Source organism: Leptolyngbya boryana PCC 6306, from assembly GCF_000353285.1.
Taxonomy (GTDB): Bacteria; Cyanobacteriota; Cyanobacteriia; order Leptolyngbyales; family Leptolyngbyaceae; genus Leptolyngbya; species Leptolyngbya boryana.
The window spans coordinates 300076-323215 of sequence record NZ_KB731324.1; the positions used below are offsets into that span (position 1 = coordinate 300076).

At 47.7% G+C, this 23140-nt stretch carries 17 protein-coding genes; 2 read left to right on the forward strand and 15 right to left on the reverse strand.

Going from position 1 to position 23140, the window contains the following annotated elements:
* Positions 1-5: 5 nt before the first annotated feature.
* The 9 genes from LEPBO_RS0101405 to LEPBO_RS0101445 form a co-directional block, all read right to left on the reverse strand.
* Positions 6-2864 carry a UPF0182 family protein gene (locus tag LEPBO_RS0101405; protein WP_017285737.1) on the reverse strand — a complete coding sequence of 953 codons (2859 nt, stop codon included), beginning with the start codon at positions 2862-2864 and terminating at the stop codon, positions 6-8.
* A gap of 200 nt (positions 2865-3064) precedes the next feature.
* Positions 3065-6253: an MFS transporter gene (locus LEPBO_RS0101410; RefSeq protein ID WP_017285738.1), complete on the reverse strand. Its 3189-nt coding sequence runs from the start codon at positions 6251-6253 to the stop codon at positions 3065-3067.
* Positions 6254-6412: 159 nt separating this feature from the next.
* Entirely contained in the window at positions 6413-7750 is a 1338-nt protein-coding gene (locus LEPBO_RS0101415; protein WP_017285739.1) for a UDP-N-acetylmuramoyl-tripeptide--D-alanyl-D-alanine ligase, read from the reverse strand.
* A gap of 162 nt (positions 7751-7912) precedes the next feature.
* Entirely contained in the window at positions 7913-8704 is a 792-nt protein-coding gene (locus LEPBO_RS0101420) for a helix-turn-helix domain-containing protein (RefSeq protein WP_017285740.1), read from the reverse strand.
* The gene (locus LEPBO_RS0101425) at positions 8701-9489 is read right to left on the reverse strand and encodes a pseudouridine synthase (RefSeq protein WP_026148340.1); all 789 of its coding nucleotides are present in this window, start codon (positions 9487-9489) and stop codon (positions 8701-8703) included. Before LEPBO_RS0101425 ends, LEPBO_RS0101420 begins: the two co-directional genes overlap by 4 nt.
* A gap of 157 nt (positions 9490-9646) precedes the next feature.
* Positions 9647-10933: a sensor histidine kinase gene (locus tag LEPBO_RS0101430; RefSeq protein WP_017285742.1), complete on the reverse strand. Its 1287-nt coding sequence runs from the start codon at positions 10931-10933 to the stop codon at positions 9647-9649.
* Positions 10934-10987: 54 nt separating this feature from the next.
* On the reverse strand, positions 10988-11752 hold the full coding sequence (locus LEPBO_RS0101435) for a response regulator transcription factor (RefSeq protein WP_017285743.1): 765 nt from the start codon (positions 11750-11752) through the stop codon (positions 10988-10990).
* 80 nt (positions 11753-11832) lie between these two features.
* Entirely contained in the window at positions 11833-12804 is a 972-nt protein-coding gene (locus LEPBO_RS0101440; RefSeq protein ID WP_026148341.1) for an AEC family transporter, read from the reverse strand.
* 94 nt (positions 12805-12898) lie between these two features.
* On the reverse strand, positions 12899-14986 hold the full coding sequence (locus tag LEPBO_RS0101445; protein WP_026148342.1) for an IMS domain-containing protein: 2088 nt from the start codon (positions 14984-14986) through the stop codon (positions 12899-12901).
* A gap of 347 nt (positions 14987-15333) precedes the next feature.
* On the opposite strand from LEPBO_RS0101445, the gene pdhA reads away from it, so the two are divergent.
* Complete coding sequence (gene pdhA / locus LEPBO_RS0101450; protein WP_017285746.1) at positions 15334-16365, forward strand: pyruvate dehydrogenase (acetyl-transferring) E1 component subunit alpha; 1032 nt, start codon at positions 15334-15336, stop codon at positions 16363-16365.
* A gap of 135 nt (positions 16366-16500) precedes the next feature.
* Here pdhA and LEPBO_RS0101455 read toward each other — a convergent pair whose 3' ends face one another.
* Together LEPBO_RS0101455 and LEPBO_RS0101460 are read right to left on the reverse strand one after the other, a co-directional pair.
* Positions 16501-16854: a XisI protein gene (locus LEPBO_RS0101455; RefSeq protein WP_017285747.1), complete on the reverse strand. Its 354-nt coding sequence runs from the start codon at positions 16852-16854 to the stop codon at positions 16501-16503.
* Positions 16845-17255 carry a XisH family protein gene (locus tag LEPBO_RS0101460; RefSeq protein ID WP_017285748.1) on the reverse strand — a complete coding sequence of 137 codons (411 nt, stop codon included), beginning with the start codon at positions 17253-17255 and terminating at the stop codon, positions 16845-16847. The genes LEPBO_RS0101455 and LEPBO_RS0101460 overlap by 10 nt, the downstream gene beginning before the upstream one ends.
* A 192-nt stretch (positions 17256-17447) precedes the next feature.
* On the opposite strand from LEPBO_RS0101460, the gene LEPBO_RS0101465 reads away from it, so the two are divergent.
* Entirely contained in the window at positions 17448-18350 is a 903-nt protein-coding gene (locus LEPBO_RS0101465; protein WP_017285749.1) for an ADP-ribosylglycohydrolase family protein, read from the forward strand.
* Positions 18351-18534: 184 nt separating this feature from the next.
* On the opposite strand, the gene menB is transcribed toward LEPBO_RS0101465, so the two are convergent.
* The 4 genes from menB to LEPBO_RS0101485 are packed head-to-tail and all read right to left on the reverse strand — an operon-like array spanning position 18535 to position 23121.
* Positions 18535-19368 carry a 1,4-dihydroxy-2-naphthoyl-CoA synthase gene (gene menB, locus LEPBO_RS0101470; protein ID WP_017285750.1) on the reverse strand — a complete coding sequence of 278 codons (834 nt, stop codon included), beginning with the start codon at positions 19366-19368 and terminating at the stop codon, positions 18535-18537.
* Positions 19365-21068 (reverse strand): 2-succinyl-5-enolpyruvyl-6-hydroxy-3-cyclohexene-1-carboxylic-acid synthase, encoded by a 1704-nt coding sequence (gene menD, locus LEPBO_RS0101475; RefSeq protein ID WP_017285751.1) that lies wholly within the window; start codon positions 21066-21068, stop codon positions 19365-19367. The genes menB and menD overlap by 4 nt, the downstream gene beginning before the upstream one ends.
* On the reverse strand, positions 21065-21742 hold the full coding sequence (locus tag LEPBO_RS0101480; protein ID WP_017285752.1) for a Uma2 family endonuclease: 678 nt from the start codon (positions 21740-21742) through the stop codon (positions 21065-21067). Before LEPBO_RS0101480 ends, menD begins: the two co-directional genes overlap by 4 nt.
* Positions 21739-23121: an isochorismate synthase gene (locus tag LEPBO_RS0101485; protein WP_017285753.1), complete on the reverse strand. Its 1383-nt coding sequence runs from the start codon at positions 23119-23121 to the stop codon at positions 21739-21741. Before LEPBO_RS0101485 ends, LEPBO_RS0101480 begins: the two co-directional genes overlap by 4 nt.
* Positions 23122-23140 lie beyond the last annotated feature (19 nt).

Sequence of the window (23140 nt, forward strand, 5' to 3'; positions counted from 1 at the left end):
TTCGACTAGGGCGTAGGTGCTTCAACGGGACGAACGATCGGTTCAGGCGTGGGTTCGGCACGGAAAATAGCCTGCAAAGCTTGCTCTAAGGTTTCAGCCATCACAATGCGATTTTCATAAGCAACAATCACTCGAACTAAGGTCGGTAAACTGTTTTGATCAGCTTCTAGATAAAGTGGTTCAACATACAGCAGCGATTGTTCGATCGGAATAACTAGTAAGTTCCCTTGAATTGCTTTTGAGCCTTGGCGGTTCCATAGAGAGATTTGCTGAGAGATGACTGGATCTTGATTAATTCGGGCTTCAATCTGTTCAGTTCCAAAAATTAGCCGCTCTTTCGGAAAGGTATAGAGTAGCAAGCGACCATAATTTTCACCATCAGCACGGGCTGCTAGCCAAGCGACTAAATTTGTTCGCTGGCGAGGAGTATAGGGAAGCAGTAAAATAAACTCTTCAAATGGAACATTTGGTAAACTCGTAATCAAATAGTACGGTTCAACAGGTCGCGTTTCGCTGCCGTACACTTCATTCGGAATTTGCCATTGATCCTCTCGATTGTAGAACACTTGAGGATCAGTCATGTGATAGGTCATCAAGCGATCGGATTGCAAATTGAAGAAGTCAACAGGATAGCGAATATGTTGCCGGAGTGCTGCTGGCATCGCGCTCAATGGCTTAAATAAACTGGGAAAAATCCTAGACCAAGTTTGAATCATCGGATCAGTGGGATCGGCGACATAGAAGGTAACAAATCCGTGATAAGCATCAATCACAACCTTCACAGAATTCCGAATGTAATTGATTCCTTCTACTAGGTCGGAATAAGGATAGTGATTGCTCGTAGTGTAAGCATCAACAATCCAGTAAAGATTGTTCTGAGCCGGAGCAGTGCTACTATCAGCAGCAACTAAGTAAGGATCGCGATCGTACATCAAAAAAGGTGCGATCTCTCGAATTCGCTGATTGATATTTCGGCGAAACAGGAGTTTGGTCTGTGGAGTAAATTCTCGCGTGACAAGGACTCGCCAATCTTTGAGATATATGGCAAACAATGCCCGTTGCCAGAGCGAATTTAATGCAATTCCGCCGCGTCCATCATAGGAATTATAGGTATTGTCGCTTCCGCTCGGAAAATCTAGCTCTCGTTGGCGAGTTCCCGTCATGACATAAGGATCTGTAATTTCGCCATAGTAGATACGAGGTCGTTCGATCGGAATACTTTCTCGAATCGATGGACTTGACGTGACTAGCGCCCCTTCTCCCTCATTGCCAATATCTCTAACAAAGTATTCGGGAAGTCCTCCAGCAGCTACGGTATTTACTGGACTGACCGTAAAGCCATAGCCATGAGTATAGATTAAATGGCGATTTACCCAAGTTTGAGCTTCTTGCGGCACCGCGTTGTAATCTAATTCTCTCGCAGCAATCAGGACTTGCCGCTGTTCTCGCGGCGCAGTGGGTTCTGTCCGTAGGGTATAGCGATCGATGTCTGCATCTGGAAATCGGTAGTACAGCCGGATCTGCTGAAGCTGACGGTTTGTGTCTAAAAGTGGGCGTTGATCCCAAAGGCGAATATTGCGAATCGTGAGAGGATTGTTCCGCAGATCCGCTTCACTCAACTGTCCCTGTGGGTTAAACGTTTGAATATCAATATCATTCAAGCCAAACGCTTGCCGAGTTAGCGCGATCGTTCGCTCGATATAGGGACGCTCTCGAACCAGTTCATTCGGCTGAACTGCCACCGATTGCACAAGTTCAGGAATGAAAATTCCCGCGATCGCTAATACTCCATACACCACTAAGCCAATTCCAACCCAACGCCGCCGTTTGGATTGGGGCTGCCAAAAGATACAGCGTCCCAAAAGGTAAAGTGCAATTACACTCGCAGTTGTTCCTAGGGCAATATAAGCCGGGAGTTGGGCGACGACATCGGTATAGCTAGCTCCGAAAGATGCGCCTCTTCTGGAATATAGCAATTCATAGCAACTGAGCCAATAGCCAATTGTGATTGTTCCAATCACTCCAGCACTCACACCGAACAGATGACGTTGCTGTGGAGGCGAAAATCCAAGAAATCTACCTTCACTTAAGCTATGTCCAGATGTGAGATAAGTCAAAGCAACAGCAATAAATCCATAGAGTGTAAGTCCAATCCACCAAAGAACTAAAAGCTCGATAAAGGGCAGTGTGAAAATATAAAATCCGATGTCGCGATTGAATAGCGGTTCAGTTGCATTAAATGCCGTGGGTTGAAGATACTGTAAGACCGTTGCCCAGTGTTGTGCAGCAATAAATCCGAGCAGAGCCGCAAAAACAACTGCGATCGCACTCAACGTAAACTGCGGATAGACGAGTACAGCGATCGCTGCCAAAATTGCTCCAGATGTATACCCTACCTGTGTACTAATCTGCTGTCCAACTTGCCAAATTGCGAAGAGATTAAACATCGAAATGGGCATTGGTAGGTTGACCTCTCCAATCTGCCAGTACTGCACTGCGATTTGCCCGTAGTGAATGAGGATTAACGCAAGCAGCAAACTGAGTCCGAATGTGAGCGGCAACAGGGTTCTTAAGCGCAGGGGCAGAATCGAGAGCGGAGGTTTGCGAAGTTCGAGGGTATCCGTTTGAGGAGATGGATGTTTGAGTTGATTGGCTCGTTTCAGATTCCAGCGAAAATATGCGATCGTAATAGCTGTCACCCCAAGCCACAGTAATCCTTGAGTCGTAAGTCGGAGCAGAAAGACTGGGAGATAGCTGACTTCCTGAAACCAGAGAAGTTCTGCTCCGAAGCGCGCTATGACATCCAGAAGAATCCATCCTCCGAAGCACAGAATCAGAAATCGCAAGAAAATCTGTTTGAACACGGTGACTGAGGGTTAATCAAAAGAAAGCATGACTAAGCCTAGCACTGATGGCAGGGTTACAGAGAAATGTAGGGTCAAGATATGTAGCGATCTGATTTAGGACTGGAGAACCCATTTCAACTCTGAATCTATAGCTATCCCCAAACTGCGCGATGGCAATTTGGGGATAGGAGCTAATTAGAGAGAGTTCATCTCAATACTTAGATGCCAACGGCGATCGCACCTGCTAAGGCTGATGCACCTGCTGAAACAAGAGCTGTGCCGAACAACCACCAAGCTGCTGTTTCTGCGGCTTTGCGGGTTTCTTCGGTCTGCTTTTTCGCTTGGCGTTTCACTTCTTCTAACCGCATTTGAGCTTCGGTCTGGAACCGCTCAGCTCGGCGTAAAACCGTATTCCGAGTATTTTCAACGCGATCGATAATCCGATTCGCCTCGGCTTCGGAAATGTCATCGCGGGAAGACAGCAAGGCGACGAGCGTATCGCGATTAAAGCTGCCTAAGCGATCGCGCAATGCCTCAAAACCTGCCTTCGGATCGTGGAACAAGGTGCGGAGATCATCGCTGATGCCGTCATAGTTCAATTCGGGGCGATCCATCGAATTCAGGTAATCCCGAATGCGATTGAGAATGCCATCAATCACACTTTGAATCCGCGTTTGAATCGCTTGAATTTGAGCGGTGAATTGATCACGAACCGAGAGGACTTGATCGACCACGCGGCTTGCTTCTTCCTCGGTCATGTCCTGACGCTGCGCGAGCAACGCAATCATCGTTGCACGATCGATGTGAGATAAGCGATCTCCGAGCAGACCGAATCCAGTTCTCGGATCTCTCAGCAAAATCGTTAAATCGCGCTTAATTCCATCAGGATTGAGTTCTTCTTTGTCCGTGTTCCGCAGATAGTTCTCAAAGGTCGATTGGAAGTCTTGCACGCGATGCTGAGTTCGAGAAGCCAAGCGACGAGGAGCACGCACGATGCTACGAATCGAAGTTTGAACTTGATCGACCATGCGGTTTGCTTGTTCTTCTGTTAAATCAGGGCGCTGAGCAAGCAGTTTGACGATCGTGTCTCGATCCACTTGCGATAATCGCCGACCTAAGCGATATGCGCCTGTTTTCGGATCATTGAGTAATATCGTCAAATCGCGCTTAATCCCTTCTGGATCAAGCTCAGAGAGATTCGTATTACGAAGATAAGTTTCAATCGTCGTCGTGACACTATCAACTTGATCTTTCGCTTTACTGACAGCAATTTGAGGCGCATGAAGAATGTTATGGCGAACATCTTCAAGCTGGCGAACGATGCGATCTGCTTCTTCAGGAGTCAAGTCTTGACGCTGACCGAGCAGTTGCACCAAGGTATCGCGATCAAACTGGCTTAACCGTCCTCGCAGTGCCGAAGCTCCAGCCTGTGGATCATCGAGCAACAATCGGAAATCGCGCTTGATGCCTTCAGGATTCAATTCGTTCTTATCTGTATTGCGCAGGTAAGATTCCACTCTCAATCGTAGGGCTTCTGCTTCAGAACGCACTCTGTTCTGAACGTCTTGAGCAGAATTCAGCACGCGATCGCGTGTCGATTCAAATCGACCCACAATGTTATCCGCTTCTTCAGGCGTGAGATCTTGCCGTTGGCTGAGCAATTGCACCAAAGTATCGCGATCGAAATGGCTCAACCGAGTTCTCAGCGCGTCATAACCCGCCTCTGGATCATCGAGCAGAAGCGCAACTTCACGCTCGATCGCATCAGGATTCAACTCATCTTTGTTGGTATTGCGCAGATAGTGCTCAACCCGACTTCTGAGATCCGTCGATTCGGACTGTTCTTCTGCCTGCTGAACTGTACTCAGCACAGTTGAGCGAATGACTTCAAGCTGATCGGCAATTTCCGCAACTCGTGCCACAGGTAAGTCGCCGCGTTGCGTTAGCAGATTGACAAAATCACCACGATTGAGGCGTTCTAATTCGCGTCTCACCACAGCCGGATCAGCTTCTGGATCATAGAGAACTTCACGAAATTCAGTCTCTAAAGTCTCACGATTAAAGTGCCAAGCATAGCTATTTAACAGATAGTTCTCAACGTCAGCTTTAATCGGACTGAAGCCAGAAGTTGCTTTCTCAGCGACATTCTGTGCGCCTTGAGTAATCTTGTCTCTTGCACTTTGAAGCTGTCCCATGATCTTTTCAACATCGAGATCAGAGAGATCCGTCCGTCCCATGACCGTTCCCATCAACGTTGAGAACCCGAACTGCATCGCACGATCAACTAAGCTCGGTTGCTCTGCTTTATTCGATTGTGCTAGCGAAGATAAAGTATCGCGCATTCCCGAAACTTGATCTTGCTGAGTGTTCTGCAAGATTTGACCTTGACGGCGCACTTCTTCAGTCAGTTGATCCAAGCGGCGACTGAGTTCATTCGTATCGACTTGCCCCGATTGAACCGTTTTCAGATACTCAACGAGTTCTTGAGTTGGGTCTTGGCGAGGTTGATAGCGTCCGATCGTGTCTTTCCAAACTGAATCTAATTGATCAACCAATCGAGCCGCGTCTCTTTTCGAGAGATCTGTCCGGTTGCTGATCAAATTCACAAACGTATTGCGATCGACACTGCGCAATCGATCGATTACATCAGCAGGCGATCCTGTACCCACAATATTCTGGAGTTCAGGGTCATGCACCAGCTTTTCCAACTCGCCTCGAATATTGCGAAAATCCAACTGTTGCGGACGAATCCGCTCTAGATAGTCTTCTAATGAATCGCGCACACTTGCTGGATCAAGCCCAGATCCCAATTCTCGTCGCACGGCGGCGGCGGCGGCTTCAGCGGTCGAAACAACCTGCTGATTCACCGCTCTTGCTCCCAGTGCTGCGGTTGCAGTTCCAACGATCGCTTGGAAGCCTGAAGTTGCCGTATTAACGACAGAACCGATCAATGATCCAACTGTCGTCGAACTGACCCAAACCAATAAGGTAAAGTAGGCAGCCCAGATGACAACACCAATGATCGCACCCAGACTAGCAGTGGTCAACAAGCTCAATTTCACAGCTAATAAGCAAGCAATGAACAATGAAATGGACACTGTAATCAGCGTCCACATGCCCACTGCGAATCCGATTTTGCGAATCGTTCCGCCACCATTGCCAGAAGCATGATGATCATCATCATCTGAAGATCGTCCGAGATACGAAATCCCAGCCGCGACAGAAAGATTTGTAAACAGTAATTGAAATGCAAACGCTAATACAATGCCTGAAATTAGAGCGACAAAGAATCGAGGACCTGAAAACACCAATGCAGCTTGCTCTGGTGTTGACACCCGTCCGTCGATCGGAACCTGCGCCAGAAAACTCTGACCGAGTTCCAATGTTAAATTTGTTACTTGACTCATAGAAATTCCCTCATCAGACTTCGCCTAACACAACATCTGTGTCAGTGAGGCTGCAATTTTGAAACACTACCTTTGACGCTAGAATCGCTGAGTGTACGGGTTCTAAGCATCTTTCTCAGGTGAGAGGGGGGGTCTTCTGAAAGGAGGAGAAGGTCGATCCTATGGGAGGAGTTGAGCGACGACGCGATCGAGACCTACCGCTCTAGAAGCCTTAAACAATAAGCGATCGCCTGATTGCATCAATTGATTCAGTCGAGCAACAACTGCCTCGTGATTTTCAAACTTTTCGGCTAGAACAGGAGCCGCTGCCGTTGCCATTGCCTCAGCTTCCCCGGGATCAGCCAAAATCAACAGTCGATCGAGTTTCAAATTCTTGACTTGTTCTCCAACTTGCCGATGATATTGAATTGACCAGTCGCCCAGTTCTTTCATGGTTCCAAGCACAGCAATTCTCCGTTCTCCTTCGGTCTGTGCTAGCAACTTCAAAGACGCTAGCATTGACTCCAATCCAGCGTTGTAGCTCTCATCTAAAATGACGACATCGTTTGAGAGTTCATAGCGTTTTGCTCGACCGCTCGGTAAATCAACTTCAATTCCCTCGGTCAGCTTCGATGCATCCAGATTCAAAGCTTTCACCACTGCCAAAGCTGCTAAAAAATTCAGTGCATTGTGTTCTCCTAGCAAAGGTAGAGGAAACGCTAGATCCTCTACTTTCAGAGTTTCAGGATTGATCAAGTGCCCCTGCACATCACCACCGCTCAGCCCGTAAGTGATGGACTTGCCTTGCCAAACTGTTTTTGCTGTTTCTAGTAAAAGCGGATTTTCATAGTTCAAAATTGCCACTGAATCTTTCGGCATCTCAGCCAGTAACTCACATTTGGCTTGAGCGATCGCTTCTCGCGATCCCAAAATTCCAATATGCGCTGTTCCTACATTGGTAATCACACTAATATCAGGACTTGCAATCTGAGACAGCAGCGCAATTTCTCCGAGCGCTCTCATTCCCATTTCAATCACTGCAAAATCATGATCTTGATTTAATTCTAAAAGTGTTTTTGGAACTCCGATCTCATTGTTGTAATTTGCTTGCGTCTTATGAACTTTGCCGTATTTCGATAAAACTGCTGCAATCAATTCTTTTGTCGTCGTCTTTCCAACTGACCCAGTAATCGCAATAATTGGAATCTTAAATTGAGTCCGCCACCAATGCCCGATCGCTTGATACGCAACCAAGGTATCTGGAACGATCAGGACAGGAAGATCACCTGCATCAAATTGAGCATCCACGATCGCGGCAATTGCCCCTTGCGCGATCGCGGATTCTACAAAATCATGTCCGTCGAATTTCTCACCACGTAATGCCAGAAAGATTTCACCTGGTTTGACAGCACGGCTATCTGTTGTGATGGAAGTTGCCGTGCATGACCGATCAGGTAAATTCTGAAAAGATGCCTCAAGGACTGAAATAATCTGCTCTAGAGTTGCGTGGAAAGACATGAGAATCAATTGGCGTTTAACGGATTGAGTTTACATCTTGGCGCTACGCTTGCCTAGAGGGGATCGAAAGCTCCTGCTACCCCCCACTCCCCACTCCCAAAAACCATGGGACGAAAAAAAATGGGGCGAGACTCACCCCATTTCTCTCGAATTTTCTACCCTCTACGGCAGATTTGCATTTGCCATAGCCGGAGTTGGTGGAAACACTTTCTCTTCCACCTCTCCCGGTGAGCCTAAAGGCTGCCCCGCGCTCTCGTTATAAGAAACAATCACGCTCCCTGCATCTCCTGCCGTGACCACGACCTGCTTGTTTGCTGTCCAAGTCCGCTGCGTCCCCTTCGGCAACGCTCCTTCGTAGGCAACTTGGTCATCTGCGGTCACTCGCACCCAAGACTCCGCAGTCAAGGTCATGCCAACCCGCACAGGCTTATTCGAGGATGGAGCAACTTTCTTAGCCCCTGTCTCTTGCTTCGCCGGGAACATCGGTCCCATCGGAACCGTGGGAGGCTTCTGCATCTCAATCGTTGCCACTGCCGACTGAACCGATCGATTGAGAAAATACGATAAGCCATTCACTGCCCCAACAATCAGCAGCAGATAGAGCAGATACAGATGCACCGGGCGCAACTGTGCTCCGGGCAGACTTCTCCAAGGCGCACGGATCTGAGGGAGTGCCATCACACCAGTCGTTGGAAACTCGCTGGCAAATTGCACACCATTTAGCCCGATCGCATCGGCATATTGGCGGATAAAACTATGGATATAAACAGGCTCAGGCAACTCGTCAATCTTGCCCTGTTCGATCGCACGTAACAATCGGGGCTGAATACAAGTCGTGCCTGCCACCCGTTCGAGGGGAATCTCTTGTGCTTGACGGCGATCGCGGAGTCGAGCACCCAATTCAGCGAGCCGTTCGGCTTGTTCTCGATTCGTTTGGAGGGTTTGCTGTCTCATCTGCGCTGCTCCTTCATCTGTGCTGGCAACCTCTCTGGGAGGGTCATTCCCTGCTTCAACAAGCGAATTTCAAACTTTTCGAGTGAGCGATATTGTCCTGGGCGCAAGGTAGATTTGCTCGGTGGCTGGAGTAAAACATCCCCAATCGCGATTCGGTGAAGCCGAACAACAGGATAACCTAACTGCTCAGCAATGCGCCGAATTTGCCGATTTCGACCTTCTCGTAAGACAACTCGCAATAGTGTACCAGAGGAATTCCGGTTTAGAATGTTCACAGTTGCAGGCAAAGTCTTTCGATCGTCTAACATTACGCCTTCTCGCCATTGCCGCAGAGCGGAACTAGACAATTGTCCCACCACTTCGACATCATAGGTTTTCGCAATGTGATGGCGCGGATGAGTCAGATAATGAGTCAATGCGCCATCGTTGGTCAATAAAAGCGCTCCGGTCGATTCTACATCTAACCGCCCTATCGGGTGAAGACCTTGCCCCTGTCTTAAGTCTTCAGGGAGAAGCTCAAGAACAGTACGGCGGTCTTGCGGATCGTGGCAGGTCGTGACCACTCCTACAGGTTTATTGAGGAGTAAATAGAGAAATTCGGGGCGATCTTGGGGGTAAATCACTTGCCCATCGACTTCGACTTGGTCTAGGTCAGGGTCAGCTTTTTGTCCCAATTCGGCGATCGCGCCATTCAGCCGAACTCGTCCTTCGAGAATCATCTGTTCCGCCTGCCGTCGGGAGGCGATTCCCCATTGTGAAAGAATTTTTTGTACTCTTTCGGTCATGACAAGATTGGGCAAGAGGAGTAATACCGAAACATCACCGTAACTATGTGCATCAAAACTAATATGTACAAATATTACATCAGCCTGTATTCAGTAAAATGGCGGAAGAATTGAATCGTTCGGAATTCGTAATCCGCTGCGACTTAGCGATAAGTATTTATGAAGTTCGCTCATAGGGCAGAATGACTTGTACCCATGCCCCTCCCGTTTCAGGATGGTTTTGTGCACGCACAGTGCCTTGATGGGCTTCAATGATTTGTCGGACAATCGCAAGTCCCAAACCACTGCCGCTGGTTGGCTGCATTGCTTCTCGCCCTTGAGTCGAACGAACTCGGGAAGGATCAGCTCGATAAAAGCGTTCAAAGATATGAGGGATAGCGTCTTCAGGAAATCCTGCGCCAGCATCAACGAGATCGACTTGAATCTGGGGGGAAACTGATTGGTCGTTTACACTGGTTTCGATCCGAATGATCCCTTTGTTTGGGCTGTACTTGAGGCTGTTATCCAGTAAGTTGAGAAAAACGCGGTGCATTCGAGCCTCATCTGCGCGAACGATCACAGATGCTAGACCACTGTAATAAAATTGTACTTGTTTTTCACTTGCGATCGGTTCTAAGCTTTGCCAAGCAGCATTGATCAGTGTGACGAGATCCGTTTGCTTTAACTTCAATCGCTGCGCCGGATTGAGATCCAGTTGGCTCAGATCCAGCAAGTCTTGAACTAAACGACTTAAGCGCAAGGTTTCATTGAGCAGGCGATCCACCCACTGACGATTTGGGGGATCGATGCGAGATTGCAGGGTTTCGGCAACCAGTCGAATCGAAGTCAGGGGAGTTTTAAGCTCATGGGCGACATCAGAAGTCCAGCGATCGCGTTGTTGCGATAGAGTAACCGCTTCTTGGCGGTCTTCTAAGAAAACACCCACTTCTCCACCTTGAAGTGGAAAAGCCAGCCCTCGCAGCGGAGTTGAGCGCGCTTGAGAGAGGTTTTCAGCATCGGCAGAAGCCGGATAAAATCGCCATTCGCGCTGATGGGGTTGACCTTTTTCCCGCGCTTTTTCGATCAGAGCATCCAGTTCATACGATCGCACTAACTCCAACAATAGCCGTGGAGCATAGTCATCGCCCTGATTGATCCCCAACAGTTGCACAGCCGCAGAATTGCACCAAATCAACTGATTCTCTTCATCGACTTGCAAGTAGCCGATGGGAGCCAGGTAAAGAATCTGCTTCCAAACTTCCAGTTTGCGTTCGAGTTTTTCCGTCTGAGCTTGATCATGTGCAAGCCGCATGGACAATCGAGACATGATCGATAAGTCCACGCTTGCCTCATCCGGCGGCAGCGTCTTTGCCAACTGGTCAATGCGAGAACTAAGATGACTCCGGTAAATCGTCAGTGGCAGAATTCCGATCGCAAGTCCAGCCAGAAACCAGAAAACAGACACAGGCAAAACAGGGGGCGAGAGTTCACTATGAGCGTTGTGCTCATGACTCCTAGCTTAACCGAATCGATACCCAAAGCCTCTGACTGTGATTAAATACTGCGGATTACTCGGATCAATTTCTAGCTTTTCTCTAATCCAACGAATATGAACATCAACTGTTTTACTTTCCCCAATAAAATCGTGTCCCCAGATTTTTTCGAGCAGTTGATCTCGTGACCAAACTCGTTTGGGGTGACGCAGAAACAGTTCGAGCAGTTTGAATTCTTTGGGAGAGAAGTTCACGACTTCACCACGCACGGTCACCCGGCATTCCTGCGGATAGATTGTGACTTCCTGATATTGCAGAGTCGGCTCAGTCTGAGCGGGCTGAAATTGCTGGTGACGACGCAGGAGCGCACGGCAGCGCGCGACTAATTCCCGCATGCCAAAAGGCTTGGTCAGATAGTCATCCGCGCCGACTTCGAGTCCGACAACGCGATCCATCTCGCTGCCTTTGGCACTGAGGATGAGAATGGGAACGCTGCTGCCTTCGCGTCGCATCCAACGACAAATATCTAATCCGTTGATATAAGGCAGCATTAAATCCAAAATAATCAAGTCAGGCAGAGCCGTCTCGCTGCTACGGTCTGCATTCATCGCCGCTTGTAATCGCGCTAATGCTTGTTGCCCATCTACAGCAGTCGTTACTTCGTAGCCTTCATCAGAAAGGGTGAGCGCGATCGTATCTCGAATTAAATCTTCGTCTTCGACAACCAAAATGCGTCCGAGCGTAAGCTTGGGTGAGATGGGTGCGGATTCGGTCAGAATCGGGGTCGGCATATAAAGTGCATCTCGACTTGTCGGCAAAATTCTACCATTGATCCAGAATCTAGTATGGATTTATACAGTTTTTTATGATTCTAATAACTGATTACCAGCCAGATCGGAATTGTCACCAGAATGGCGATCGTACTGAGGGCGATGCTACTCGCTGCCAGGTTGTGATCTAAGTTGTACTCTTCCGCCAAAATCAAGCTGGCAAAGGCACTGGGAACGCCTGCCATGATGATTAACGATAGCCGGGCATCGTGATTCAGTCCTAATAAGGTAACGGCGATCGCAACTAAACTTGGCAAAATGACTGCTTTCAAGGCAACCGGGACAGCCGCTGCTTTCAGACTATCAATTCCATTCAGTTGAATCAAGCGCATCCCCATCAGCAGGAAAGAAGCAGGAATCACAAACAATAACGACGATTGGCAGAGCGTTTCTGCCCAGTTGGGAAATGCGATCGACTGAGTAAAATAAGCAGCCGCAAATGCCCATAACGTCGGAACCGTCAAAATGTCACGCAGCAAGGTTAAAGGCGTACTTTGAGTTTCCGATCGCCCATAGTGACTCGCGACTAAAACGCCAACGCCAAAGGTTCCTACAAGATTTTGCGTCACGCTAAAAAATACAGCCCAACTGAGATCTCCATCGCCAATCAAAGCCGGAATAAGTCCTAACCCAACAAACCCAGTATTGCCGATCGTCGCTGCGATCACAAATGTCCCTTGAGAAGCGCGGTCAAGCGGCGGAAACCAAGGTTCAATTTTATCGAGCCAAGCGGGTTTGACTTGAGTTTTGAGCCAAATCAAAATTCGCAAAGCAAGCCACGCGATCGTTAACCCTGTGCCGAGGGTGGCGATCGTCACTGCGGGAACAATCCCAATATTGGATGAAAAATCTGTTTCTCGTACCAGGGCAAAGATCTGCCAAGGAACACCGACCCAGTAAAGACTTCGACCTAAGAATCTTGGAAACGATTCTGGTAAAAAACGAAACAACAATGCTCCCACCCCTGTCCAAAGGATTAAGGGGGTGTAAGCGTGAACCAAACTTCCGATCATGCCCTTTCCGCCACTGGGCGCTACTCCCATCGCTATCGTAACGGATCATGAAAGGAATTAGTACAGTCAGAAGAGAGACATTTTTGGCAAAAAATTACTGCCAGGTTTTAATTCTCCACTGATTGTCTTGACGAACAAGGGTGTAGCTGACTGTCATATCGCGATCGGTCTGAGTCTCGGCAGGCTGACCCGGCGAAAAATATTTACGAACTTCCGTCACCGTTGCTTTAGCGATCGCTTGAGTCGGATCAGTCGGGCTGACCTCTACCGTGTCTACTTTCACAGCATGATCGTATTCAATGTGCTGGTTTTCGCGTTTTGCTTCGTCAGATGCACGTTGCCATTCTGCCAACTTCGGCTCGGCTAAAACTTGCGTCAGTTTGCTAGGGTCATGATTGCTTCCCATTGCCGCTTTTTTCGCATTGAGCCAAGTTTCGATCGCGGTTTGTGCCAGAGCGACATTCATCTCTCCCGTGAGTGAAACGGGCTGTTCTGCGGGTTTTAAGTTCACAATGGGCTGATCAAGCTGTACGAGCAGCGGATCAACTGCTGGAGTGCCAGGACTTAGAATGGCTCTGAGTGCGCGAATCATCAGGAACCCTAACCCCATCGCCATCGCCACTCCCAGTAAAAGGAGCAACCAGCGCGATCGACGGCTTTCTCTAGGAGGTGCAGTGGATTCATCGTGATCCGGTGCTTGATAGCGCGATTGAGTCGGACGAGGACGACCATTTCGAGGACGTTCCGATCGCGGCTTTGTTCTTGCGCCATTTGAACCAAGTTTTGCAGACCTTTCCGCCGCAGGCAGCGGAGCGGTTTCAGCGGTCAGCGTTGCCGTTGCAGAACGATAGCCCCCCAAGTTCTCTTCAGTCACGAAGGTTTGACTGCGCGATCGACCATTGCGGCTAACGCTTGAGATCAATTCGCGATGGAGTCCGCGCTCTCCTAAAGACCAATCCGCCACAACTTCACCGTCTGCGGGCAGTTCTTCGAGATAAGCCTGCACTTGCTCATCTGCAAAATACTCTTTCAGCAAGGCTTCGCGCTTCGCTAGATCGCGGAAATGGGGAAAGACTTCATCTTGAAGCCACCGTTCAGAATAAAGGCACAGTCCGGGCAATAGATCCGGAGCACCCTGGGAATTTTCACGAATAAAGGCGAGCGGCTCATATTCTTGAGACAGTTCGAGGACTCGACTCGCTTCTTCAGTTTGACCGAGCAGTAAGGCACAGACCGATTGCTCTAAATGGACATCTTGCCGACTGCCTAGCCGCGATAACATCCCTTTGGCACGGCGAATCAAGGCAGGCTGATGCTCAGCAAATCCTCTGGCTAACAGCGAGTATACGGCTAGATAAGTTGCGACAGCTGAAGGACGACGCGATTCTTCTTCAAACAGGGCTTGTTGTTCTTCCGCGCTCAAATAACCGCGCAATTGTTGAATAAACCGCAAAAAGTCATCAATGCTTAACCCAGACTGATCGTTTCCGGTTCCATCAATGCCGCCCCGTTCTCGCAGCATGTCTTTCAATAAGCGCAACCCGTGCTGACGATCGTTCGCCTCACTTTCCGGCAGCGCTAAGAGTTCCAAAATCCGGTAGGGTCGCAGTTTATACAAATCAGACTGAATCTCACCCCGCACTCCCGCAAATAAGCCTTCTCGTAACAGCAATTCTTGCCCAGTTTCCAGCGCTTCGGCGGCACTTTCATACTGTCCTTGTTGCCATTGCTCCCGACCCAGTTCGAGACACGCAAGCGCGATCGTCAATACAATATCCGACAATACAATCCGGGGATCACCAAAGCGCCCATCTTTAATCGTTGCGGTTCCGCTACTGAGGTAAGGACGACCGATCTTCAGAACTAATTCATATTCACCCAGCTCTTGGAGAATCAGCAATCCACCAATGAGTTGCTGATCGTCAATCTCGATCGTGATCGCATCGCTGTCTGATTCGTACTGAGTACTGAGTAGCGTTTCGTCTACTTGTTTACGCTGCTCTGGATCAGACAACACCGCATAAGCTTGATCTAAAAGGCTGCGGCGCGTGGCAATGGCAGCTTCCGAGTACTCGCGGCGCGGGAGTTGTAAAGTGCGATCGCGATGAGCTTGCTTCAGTTGGTCTGCCGTCGCTTGCATCGGCAGACCTAAAATTCGGTAGTAGTCGAGCGGTATACGCACGGTTCACGTCCCCAGCAGTGGTATCGAGTAAAGATTGAGAAGATGACGTTCAAGTTGACAGCCATCATACCCTGTAGATGCAAAGTCGGTAGCTTCCGGGTGCGTAACTTTAAAAGGTGATCCTAACAATAATCTCATCTATAGAGAGATGGAACCACTTCAAGTTAAATAATTCTTGAAATTTGTTAAAATCTGCCTCTGTGTCTGATACGTTTCCGGTTTGAGCATTTGATCTTTGATACACCAGGAAGGTATTTTAGATTAGATTATTCAGAATGGCGCGCAATCTTAGGCGCAGTTTTCAATTACTTTCGGGTCGAGTATTGCAGCGAGGTTAATGGATTCTCATGGTTCAAGAAAGAGCATTTCCCGCATTCCAGACCGTTCCCGCGCAAGTGACTCGCGAGGAAGGCTTGATGCTATATGAAGATATGGTTCTCGGTCGCTTCTTTGAAGATAAGTGCGCCGAAATGTACTATCGCGGCAAGATGTTTGGGTTCGTTCACTTATATAACGGACAAGAGGCGGTTTCGACGGGTGTAATCCGAGCGATGCGCCAGAGTGAGGACTATGTCTGTAGTACGTACCGGGATCACGTTCATGCACTCAGCTGCGGAGTTCCGGCTCGCGAGGTGATGGCGGAGCTGTTTGGCAAGGCGACGGGCTGTAGTAAGGGTCGGGGCGGTTCGATGCACTTGTTTTCAGCAGAGCATCGATTACTCGGCGGATTTGCATTTATCGGAGAAGGGATTCCCGTCGCGACTGGGGCAGCATTCCAGTCGAAATATCGGCGCGAAGTGATGGGCGATGAGAGTGCCGATCAGGTTACGGCTTGCTTCTTCGGTGATGGCACAACGAATAATGGTCAGTTCTTTGAATGTCTGAATATGGCAGCGTTGTGGAAGTTGCCGATTATTTTCGTAGTCGAGAATAATAAGTGGGCGATCGGCATGGCACACGATCGAGCCAGTTCTCAGACTGAGATTTACAAAAAGGCGAGTGTCTTTGGGATGCCGGGTTACGAAGTCGATGGCATGGATGTGCTAGCGGTTCGGGGCGTGGCTCAAGAAGCGGTGAGACGGGCACGGGCTGGAGAAGGGCCGACTTTGATTGAGTGTTTGACATATCGATTTAGAGGACACTCGCTGGCTGATCCGGATGAACTGCGATCGAAAGAAGAGAAAGAAGCTTGGTTAGCGCGTGATCCGTTGAAGAAGCTTTCGGCTTATCTGATTGAGCAGAGTTTGGTGACGCAGTCGGAATTGAAGGACATCGAGAAGAAGGTACAAGCTGTTGTCGAGGATGCGGTGAAGTTTGGGTTAGAGAGTCCTGAACCTGATCCGAGTGAACTTTATAAGTACATCTTTGCTGAGGATTAATCGAGTTGAGGTCGGTCTTAGGATCGACCTTTTTTATTAATTTATTGCAATCGCAAGGGCTTTTAGGAATCGGAAGTTGAGAAGTGCGGAAAGCAACATCTTTGTGGCTGTAGCTGATGAAAACGAGAGAGTCTCTTAAGCCACAGCCTCACCTGTTCCAAAATCCGTATATTGACGAATTTCAGGTTCATGAAACGCCAGGATGATATCTTGCTTTGGAACACCTAGCTCGACCAGTCGATTTGCAATTCCTTCCTCTGTTCCATCATGCTGAATCCAAATCTTTCCATCTTTAATATCTAGATGTAGAATGCAGCCAAAATCTCGACGTGTACCCCGCCAACCCACATAGAGCAGTTGATAGTGATCCTGTTCTGTATCAAATAAAGTTTGGACTTCGTACTCCTGAGCATTTCGAGGTCGAGAAGCACGCGATCGACGTTCAGAAAGTAACTGACGAATGTATTGGCGATATTGCTCTACAGCCATTGTGTAAAGACCTCCTGTTGTACGTCATAAATTACCAAGCGAAGTTGATACCGCTCAACTGCTGAAACGATAAATTTTCTCTGAAAGAAAGTGGTGTAAACTGGCTCGCGTACTGCAAGGTAAAGCCGTCGATCGGGTTCAATTTGTGTCAGTGCGTCCCGATAATTCAGAAACTGCCCCAAAGCAGTATGAAACTCTCCAACATTGGATGGACTGATGAAACTTTTGACTTCTACTGCAATCTTTCGTCCTTCTCGTTCTGCGGCAAGGAGTTGTTCGGCAGCTAAATCAATTTCAAAATCGACATCATCCACATTGATCTCGTAAGGATCATCTGTAATGTTCCACCCTTCCTTTTCTAGGGCAGTTCTTACAACTTGATGAAATCGATCTTTTGCCATTAGACTTCTAAGCTCATTCTCTTCTCATTGTAGATAAGCTCTGATTCAAAAAACGAGCATGATCTCTACATGGGCTAGAAACTGCGATCTCGAGCCAGCACGAGGTAAACAGTAGGGATATGAAATTAAATCTCTCGGTTAGAATCATCAGATATGAGTCTGGTCGCAGACTATAAAACACAGTAAATTTCTATGAATCGATCAGAACGATTTCGAGGGTGTCTGTTAGGACTAGCTGCAGGCGATGCTGTAGGCACAACGGTTGAATTTCAGCGTCGTGGCTCTTTCTCTCCTGTAACAGATATGGTCGGCGGAGGCCCATTTAACCTCAAGCCTGGTCAATGGACTGACGATACATCAATGGCGTTATGCCTGGCGACTAGTCTCGTCGAGGTTGGTGCATTTGATGCGATCGATCAAATGCATCGTTACTGCAATTGGTATGAGAACGGTTATCTGAGCAGTACTGGTGACTGCTTTGACATTGGTAACACAGTCTGTCAAGCCTTGCATCAATACAAAACCTCTGGCAATCCATTTAGCGGTTCCACGAGTCCACGGTCTGCCGGAAATGGCTGTTTGATGCGACTCGCACCTATCCCTATGTTTTATTTCTCAGACCGCGATCGCATTCTACATTTTTCCGGTGAGAGTTCTCGAACAACACATGGTGCACCAGAGTGTATTGAGGCAAGTCGTTTGTTTGGAGACATCCTGTTCCGCGCACTCTCAGGAGCTAGCAAAACAGAGATTCTTTTTGGGAATAATCGAGAAACAATTACATCTCCATCCATTCAATCGATTGCTCGTGGGGAGTATCAAAGTAAACAAGTCAATGATATACGTGGCACAGGATATGTTGTCGAGAGTTTAGAAGCTGCACTTTGGTGTTTCTGGACAACAGAAACTTATGAACAAGCAATCCTTACAGCGACTAACTTGGGCGATGATGCAGATACAACCGCTGCTATTTGTGGGCAAGTTGCTGGAGCGTATTACGGAGAATCGGGTATCCCGATCGATTGGCTTAGAAAACTTACGATGCGCGATGAAATTACTAAGCTTGCTGATCAGTTACAAACTGCTGCGGCATAAGCCTCAACACACACCGCTCGCAAAGAGATGATTGGTTAGAATTCAAAACTGTCTGCGGTGGATAATTGGGAACGATAGCTAGCTTCAGTTTCTGGTCGAGGAGACGACATCAACATTTCTACAGCAGGCACGGATACTACTGTAAACCTTGAGTACCAATGCCTGAAATCACGGTGAGAATTGCTTAAGGTAGCCAGGGATATTTGCGAAAGTCAGGTTTGCGTTTTTCTAGAAAAGCTTGTTTGCCTTCGGAGCCTTCTTCGGTCATGTAGTAGAGCATCGTTGCGTTTCCAGCGAGTTCTTGAAGTCCAGCTTGTCCGTCACAGTCAGCATTTAAGGCAGCTTTCAGGCAGCGAATCGCGATCGGGCTTTTCTCCAAAATTTCCTGTGCCCACTGAATCCCTTCTGCTTCAAGTTGTTCAACGGGGACAACAGTATTGACGAGTCCCATGTCTAGAGCTTCTTGAGCATTGTATTGACGGCAGAGGTACCAGATTTCGCGAGCTTTTTTCTGTCCTACAATTCGAGCCATGTAGCTTGCGCCAAATCCACCATCGAAGCTGCCCACTTTTGGCCCTGTTTGACCAAAAACTGCATTATCAGCCGCGATCGTCAAATCACAGAGCAAATGCAAGACATGACCACCGCCGATTGCATATCCCGCAACCAAAGCAATGATCGCTTTTGGCATCGATCGAATCAAGCGCTGTAAGTCGAGAACATTTAATCTCGGTACGCCTGCTTCGTCAACATAGCCTGCATGACCGCGAACGCTTTGATCTCCACCAGAACAGAAGGCATATTTGCCATCAGTGTGAGGTCCTGCGCCTGTGAAGAGGATCACTCCAATGCGGGAATCTTCGCGGGCATTGGCAAATGCGTCGTAGAGTTCGACGATCGTTTTAGGGCGGAAAGCGTTGCGTTTGTGAGGGCGATTGATGGTGATTTTGGCGATGCCGTCGGCTTTGTGATAGAGGATATCTTCGTAGTCTTTAACAGGTGTCCAGTCCAGAGTCATAGTAAATTCGCAAAGTGTTTTAGTTTGGTTTTGCGCCAGTTGGCATCGTGATGGCGATCGGTTCTGAGTTCTAGAACTCGAATACCATCAGGTGGGAGAGGATTTAAGCGATCGCGCAATTGATCCCAAGTTTCGATGATTTCATGTTTTACGTCGTATGTTTGACAGAGTTTAGAGAAATCTATGTTTTGGGGCGTTGCAAAAAATTCTTCAAAGGGCGGATCAAACGGTGCGATGGGAAGCATTCCGAAGATTCCGCCACCGTTGTTATTGATTAGCACGATCGTTAAATGTCCTTTGAACTGCGATCGCATTAAAAATCCATTTGTATCATGTAGGAGCGCTAAATCTCCAGTGAGCATCACGGCAGTCTGATGATGAGCAATTCCCAATGCAGTAGACAGTGTGCCATCAATACCGTTCGCGCCTCGGTTGAAAAAGGGTTGAATCCTTAAATCTCCAGGCTTCCAGAAGAATTCAGCATCGCGCACAGGCATACTGCTTGCAATAAAAAGAGGAATATCAGGCGGAAGTGTTTGAGACAGAAGCCAAGCAGATTTGCCCTCAAATAAGGCAGTTTCTTCAGCAAGGCTTTGGTCAATGATTTGACGCATTTTAGATTCTGCTGCGAGCCAATCTTTGAGAAAGTCTGTGATGGGTAGAGTGGGAACGGTTTGGAGATCTTCGATCGACAAGCGAATGTGAATGGTTCTGCTATGCAGCGGGTCAAGACTACGATCGCTCGGATCAAGGACGTATTGCAAGGGTTGAATTTGCTCAAGCCAGAGTCGCACCTCTTTACTAGTTGGCATTTCACCAATTCGGATCACTACTTCAGGAGCAAGGTTTTTCGCTAACTCTTTGTTTCTTAAAATTGTGTCGTAAGTAGAGATTAAGTAAGGATTGAGGCTGGCAAAGTTCCGAAGGGGAGAGAGAGCTTCAGCGAAAACGGGCATTGAGAGCGATTTAGAGAGGAGTGCGATCGATTCACAGTATTTTTGTAGATCTTTAGGTTGGGAGACTCCTGCAATGATGATTCCTCGTTGGGTTGCTAGATCGTCGGGAAGCCCCCTAAATCCCCCAAGCTTGGGGGACTTTGAATTGGAAAGATGCTCGAAGAAATTAGCAGGTAATTGAGCAGGCATTCCTGATTGTTCGATGGGTGCTAGCGGTTCTCGAAAAGGTAAGTTTAGATGCACCACTCCTGGAATTGGATATTGAGTTTGCTCGATCGCATTCAGAACGGTCTGTCTTAAATATGACAGGAGTGATAGTTCTGGAATTGTAATTTCAGTGTAGAAATTTGTGAATGAGCCGAAGAGTTTTTGTTGATCGATCGCTTGTCCTGCATTGCAATTTCTCAACTCTGGCGGGCGATCTGCGGTTAAGACTAGCAAAGGAACTCGACTTTCTCTGGCTTCGACTACAGCAGGAAAAAAGTTAGCTCCGGCTGATCCGGAAGTACAGACTAAAACAACAGGCTGATGCGTTCTTCGAGCAATTCCTAAAGCGAAAAAAGAAGCCGATCTCTCATCTAAAATCGGAATCGCTTCAATGTCTGGATGTCTAGCAAAAGCAACAGTTAGAGGAGTCGATCGAGAACCGGGACAGATAATTGCTGTTTTTAATCCTGATCGAGCTAATGTCTCAACGAGCACCGATGCCCACAAGGTATTGATATTCCGAAAATCTAAGTTCATCTCGATCGCAGTGCTTCTACAAAGGCTTGATGTTCTGGAGATTGCACACCAGCTTGAACGGTTTGAACAACTGCAAGCCTATCTCCGCTTAAAAGGGCATCAGCTTTGAGCCATAGTCCAGGAAAAACTCGCGATCGCATGATTCCTTGTTCATCTGGCAAAATTGGCTGATATTCCGCATCTATCAATTCAACCCAGTCCAATTTATTTTCAAACGATTGCCAGACGATATACTCTTGCACACCATTTCGACGATAAACTTGCTTTTTCGTTCCAGTGTCGATCGACGCACTACTGGCTGCAATTTCAACTACTAGCTCAGGAGCACCTGATAAATAGCGATCTTTGTCGATCGTAATTCTGCCTCCGCAGGATGGATCAATGAATAAAACTAAGTCAGGTTGAGGCTCATTATCTAAATCCAGGCGAACTGTAGGAGTATCACCCAGACGAACGCCAGGAGTAGAAACAATGTAGGTATACAGCCAACCGTTCATATCGCTATGAGGTTCGGCATGGGGTTCAAATCGTAAGGGAGAAGCCACGTATACAATTCCTTCGATGAGTTCAGCTTTTTTGATTCGGGGATCAGCGCTGTATCGTCGCTCGAATTCTGGGCGGGATAAGCGATCGCCGTTTTCCAAAGGTGGAATTTTGCTCAAAGGAGTGTTCATGTTAGGGCATTCAACAAGGCTTGCAGTTTGAGTTGAACTTCAGCGAATTCCTTCTCTGGATCTGATCCTGCCACAATTCCCGCGCCTGCGAAGAGTCGAGCTTGATTTCCTTGCAAAATACAAGACCGGATTCCAACCGCAAATTCGCCATTGCCATGATGATCCATCCAGCCAATCGGAGCGGCATACCACGATCGCTCAAATGGCTCGAATGATTTCAAATGCTCACACGCAATTAGCTTCGGTGCGCCTGCGACGGCTGGAGTGGGGTGCAATTCTGCAACGGCATCTAAGAGATGTAAATCGGATGGAATCGTGGCACGAATTGGAGTTTGTAAATGCTGAATGTTTGGGAGTTGTAAGAGGCTTGGAGGTGAAAATTGTGGTGTGAGTCCTAAATTTCTCAGATGTTGGGCGATCGAGTCAATTACTACCTGATGTTCGTGTTTTTCCTTTTGGCGGCTGAGTAAAGTCGCTGAGAGACGAGCATCTTCGGCGCGAGTTTTGCCACGGGGAACTGAGCCAGCGAGAGCAACTGTAAATAAGCGATCGTTCTCGATTTTGACAAGCCGCTCTGGAGTTGCACCGATAAACGTTGCCCCTTTGCCATTACTTGCTGAGAACACATAACAATTTGGATAGCGCGATCGTAAATTGCTTAAGGATGAAACTAAATTAAAGGGCAATGGTGAAGTGATATCTAGCGCATCAGCTAAAACGATTTTTTGAAAATGCTTCGATTGAATGAGTTTCAATGCAGCCGTGACGGATTTTTGAAAGCGGTCTGAAACAGGATTTTGATTGAAAAACGGTTTAGGAATATCAAGGGCGAGGCGAATCACTTTAACATTACGAATTCGCTGAATCGTGCTTAAAACTTCGTCTGTCGCGGTTGCTGGATCGAAGGATTCTGAGATTTCTAGATTGGCAACGATCGTCGATCGCCCTTTGTTGCGAGAAATTTGCCAAGCCGGAACGAACACACTTGCAGCAGGAAATAAGCGATCGCTCGTCTGATCAAAAAATGAAAAATTACAGAAAAAATGAATACCAGAAAATTCAGAATCTAGATCACCGATTTGATAGGATTTTTTTCTTGTTGTTTCGATAAATGATTTGATTTGAGAAAAGCGATCGCTGCCTTCGGCTTCAAACTGTAATGCAGTATCAAATGCTAAAACTGCACCGTGGTTTTCAAAATAGAAATGCTTTTGATCCGGCTTTACAAAACTATTGAGAACGGCAAGTAGGTCGATTTCTTCAACATTAATCGAAATACTCGCAACACCTTGATGAGTAGATTGTTTACACCTGAGAAGAAATTGATAAAGATCTTTAGAATCAGGTTTTGGATGAAGCTGATACTGGATCGCAGGCATAACAAACTATCCCAAACAT

Excerpts from the sequence above, each read along its gene's own strand:
- LEPBO_RS0101410 (WP_017285738.1), bottom strand. The coding sequence starts at position 6,253 with ATGAGTCAAGTAACAAATTTAACATTGGAACTCGGTCAGAGTTTTCTG.
- LEPBO_RS0101415 (WP_017285739.1), bottom strand. The coding sequence starts at position 7,750 with ATGTCTTTCCACGCAACTCTAGAGCAGATTATTTCAGTCCTTGAGGCA.
- LEPBO_RS0101420 (WP_017285740.1), bottom strand. The coding sequence starts at position 8,704 with ATGAGACAGCAAACCCTCCAAACGAATCGAGAACAAGCCGAACGGCTC.
- LEPBO_RS0101425 (WP_026148340.1), bottom strand. The coding sequence starts at position 9,489 with ATGACCGAAAGAGTACAAAAAATTCTTTCACAATGGGGAATCGCCTCC.
- LEPBO_RS0101435 (WP_017285743.1), bottom strand. The coding sequence starts at position 11,752 with ATGCCGACCCCGATTCTGACCGAATCCGCACCCATCTCACCCAAGCTT.
- LEPBO_RS0101440 (WP_026148341.1), bottom strand. The coding sequence starts at position 12,804 with ATGATCGGAAGTTTGGTTCACGCTTACACCCCCTTAATCCTTTGGACA.
- pdhA (WP_017285746.1), top strand. The coding sequence starts at position 15,334 with ATGGTTCAAGAAAGAGCATTTCCCGCATTCCAGACCGTTCCCGCGCAA.
- LEPBO_RS0101455 (WP_017285747.1), bottom strand. The coding sequence starts at position 16,854 with ATGGCTGTAGAGCAATATCGCCAATACATTCGTCAGTTACTTTCTGAA.
- LEPBO_RS0101460 (WP_017285748.1), bottom strand. The coding sequence starts at position 17,255 with ATGGCAAAAGATCGATTTCATCAAGTTGTAAGAACTGCCCTAGAAAAG.
- LEPBO_RS0101465 (WP_017285749.1), top strand. The coding sequence starts at position 17,448 with ATGAATCGATCAGAACGATTTCGAGGGTGTCTGTTAGGACTAGCTGCA.
- menB (WP_017285750.1), bottom strand. The coding sequence starts at position 19,368 with ATGACTCTGGACTGGACACCTGTTAAAGACTACGAAGATATCCTCTAT.
- menD (WP_017285751.1), bottom strand. The coding sequence starts at position 21,068 with ATGAACTTAGATTTTCGGAATATCAATACCTTGTGGGCATCGGTGCTC.
- LEPBO_RS0101480 (WP_017285752.1), bottom strand. The coding sequence starts at position 21,742 with ATGAACACTCCTTTGAGCAAAATTCCACCTTTGGAAAACGGCGATCGC.
- LEPBO_RS0101485 (WP_017285753.1), bottom strand. The coding sequence starts at position 23,121 with ATGCCTGCGATCCAGTATCAGCTTCATCCAAAACCTGATTCTAAAGAT.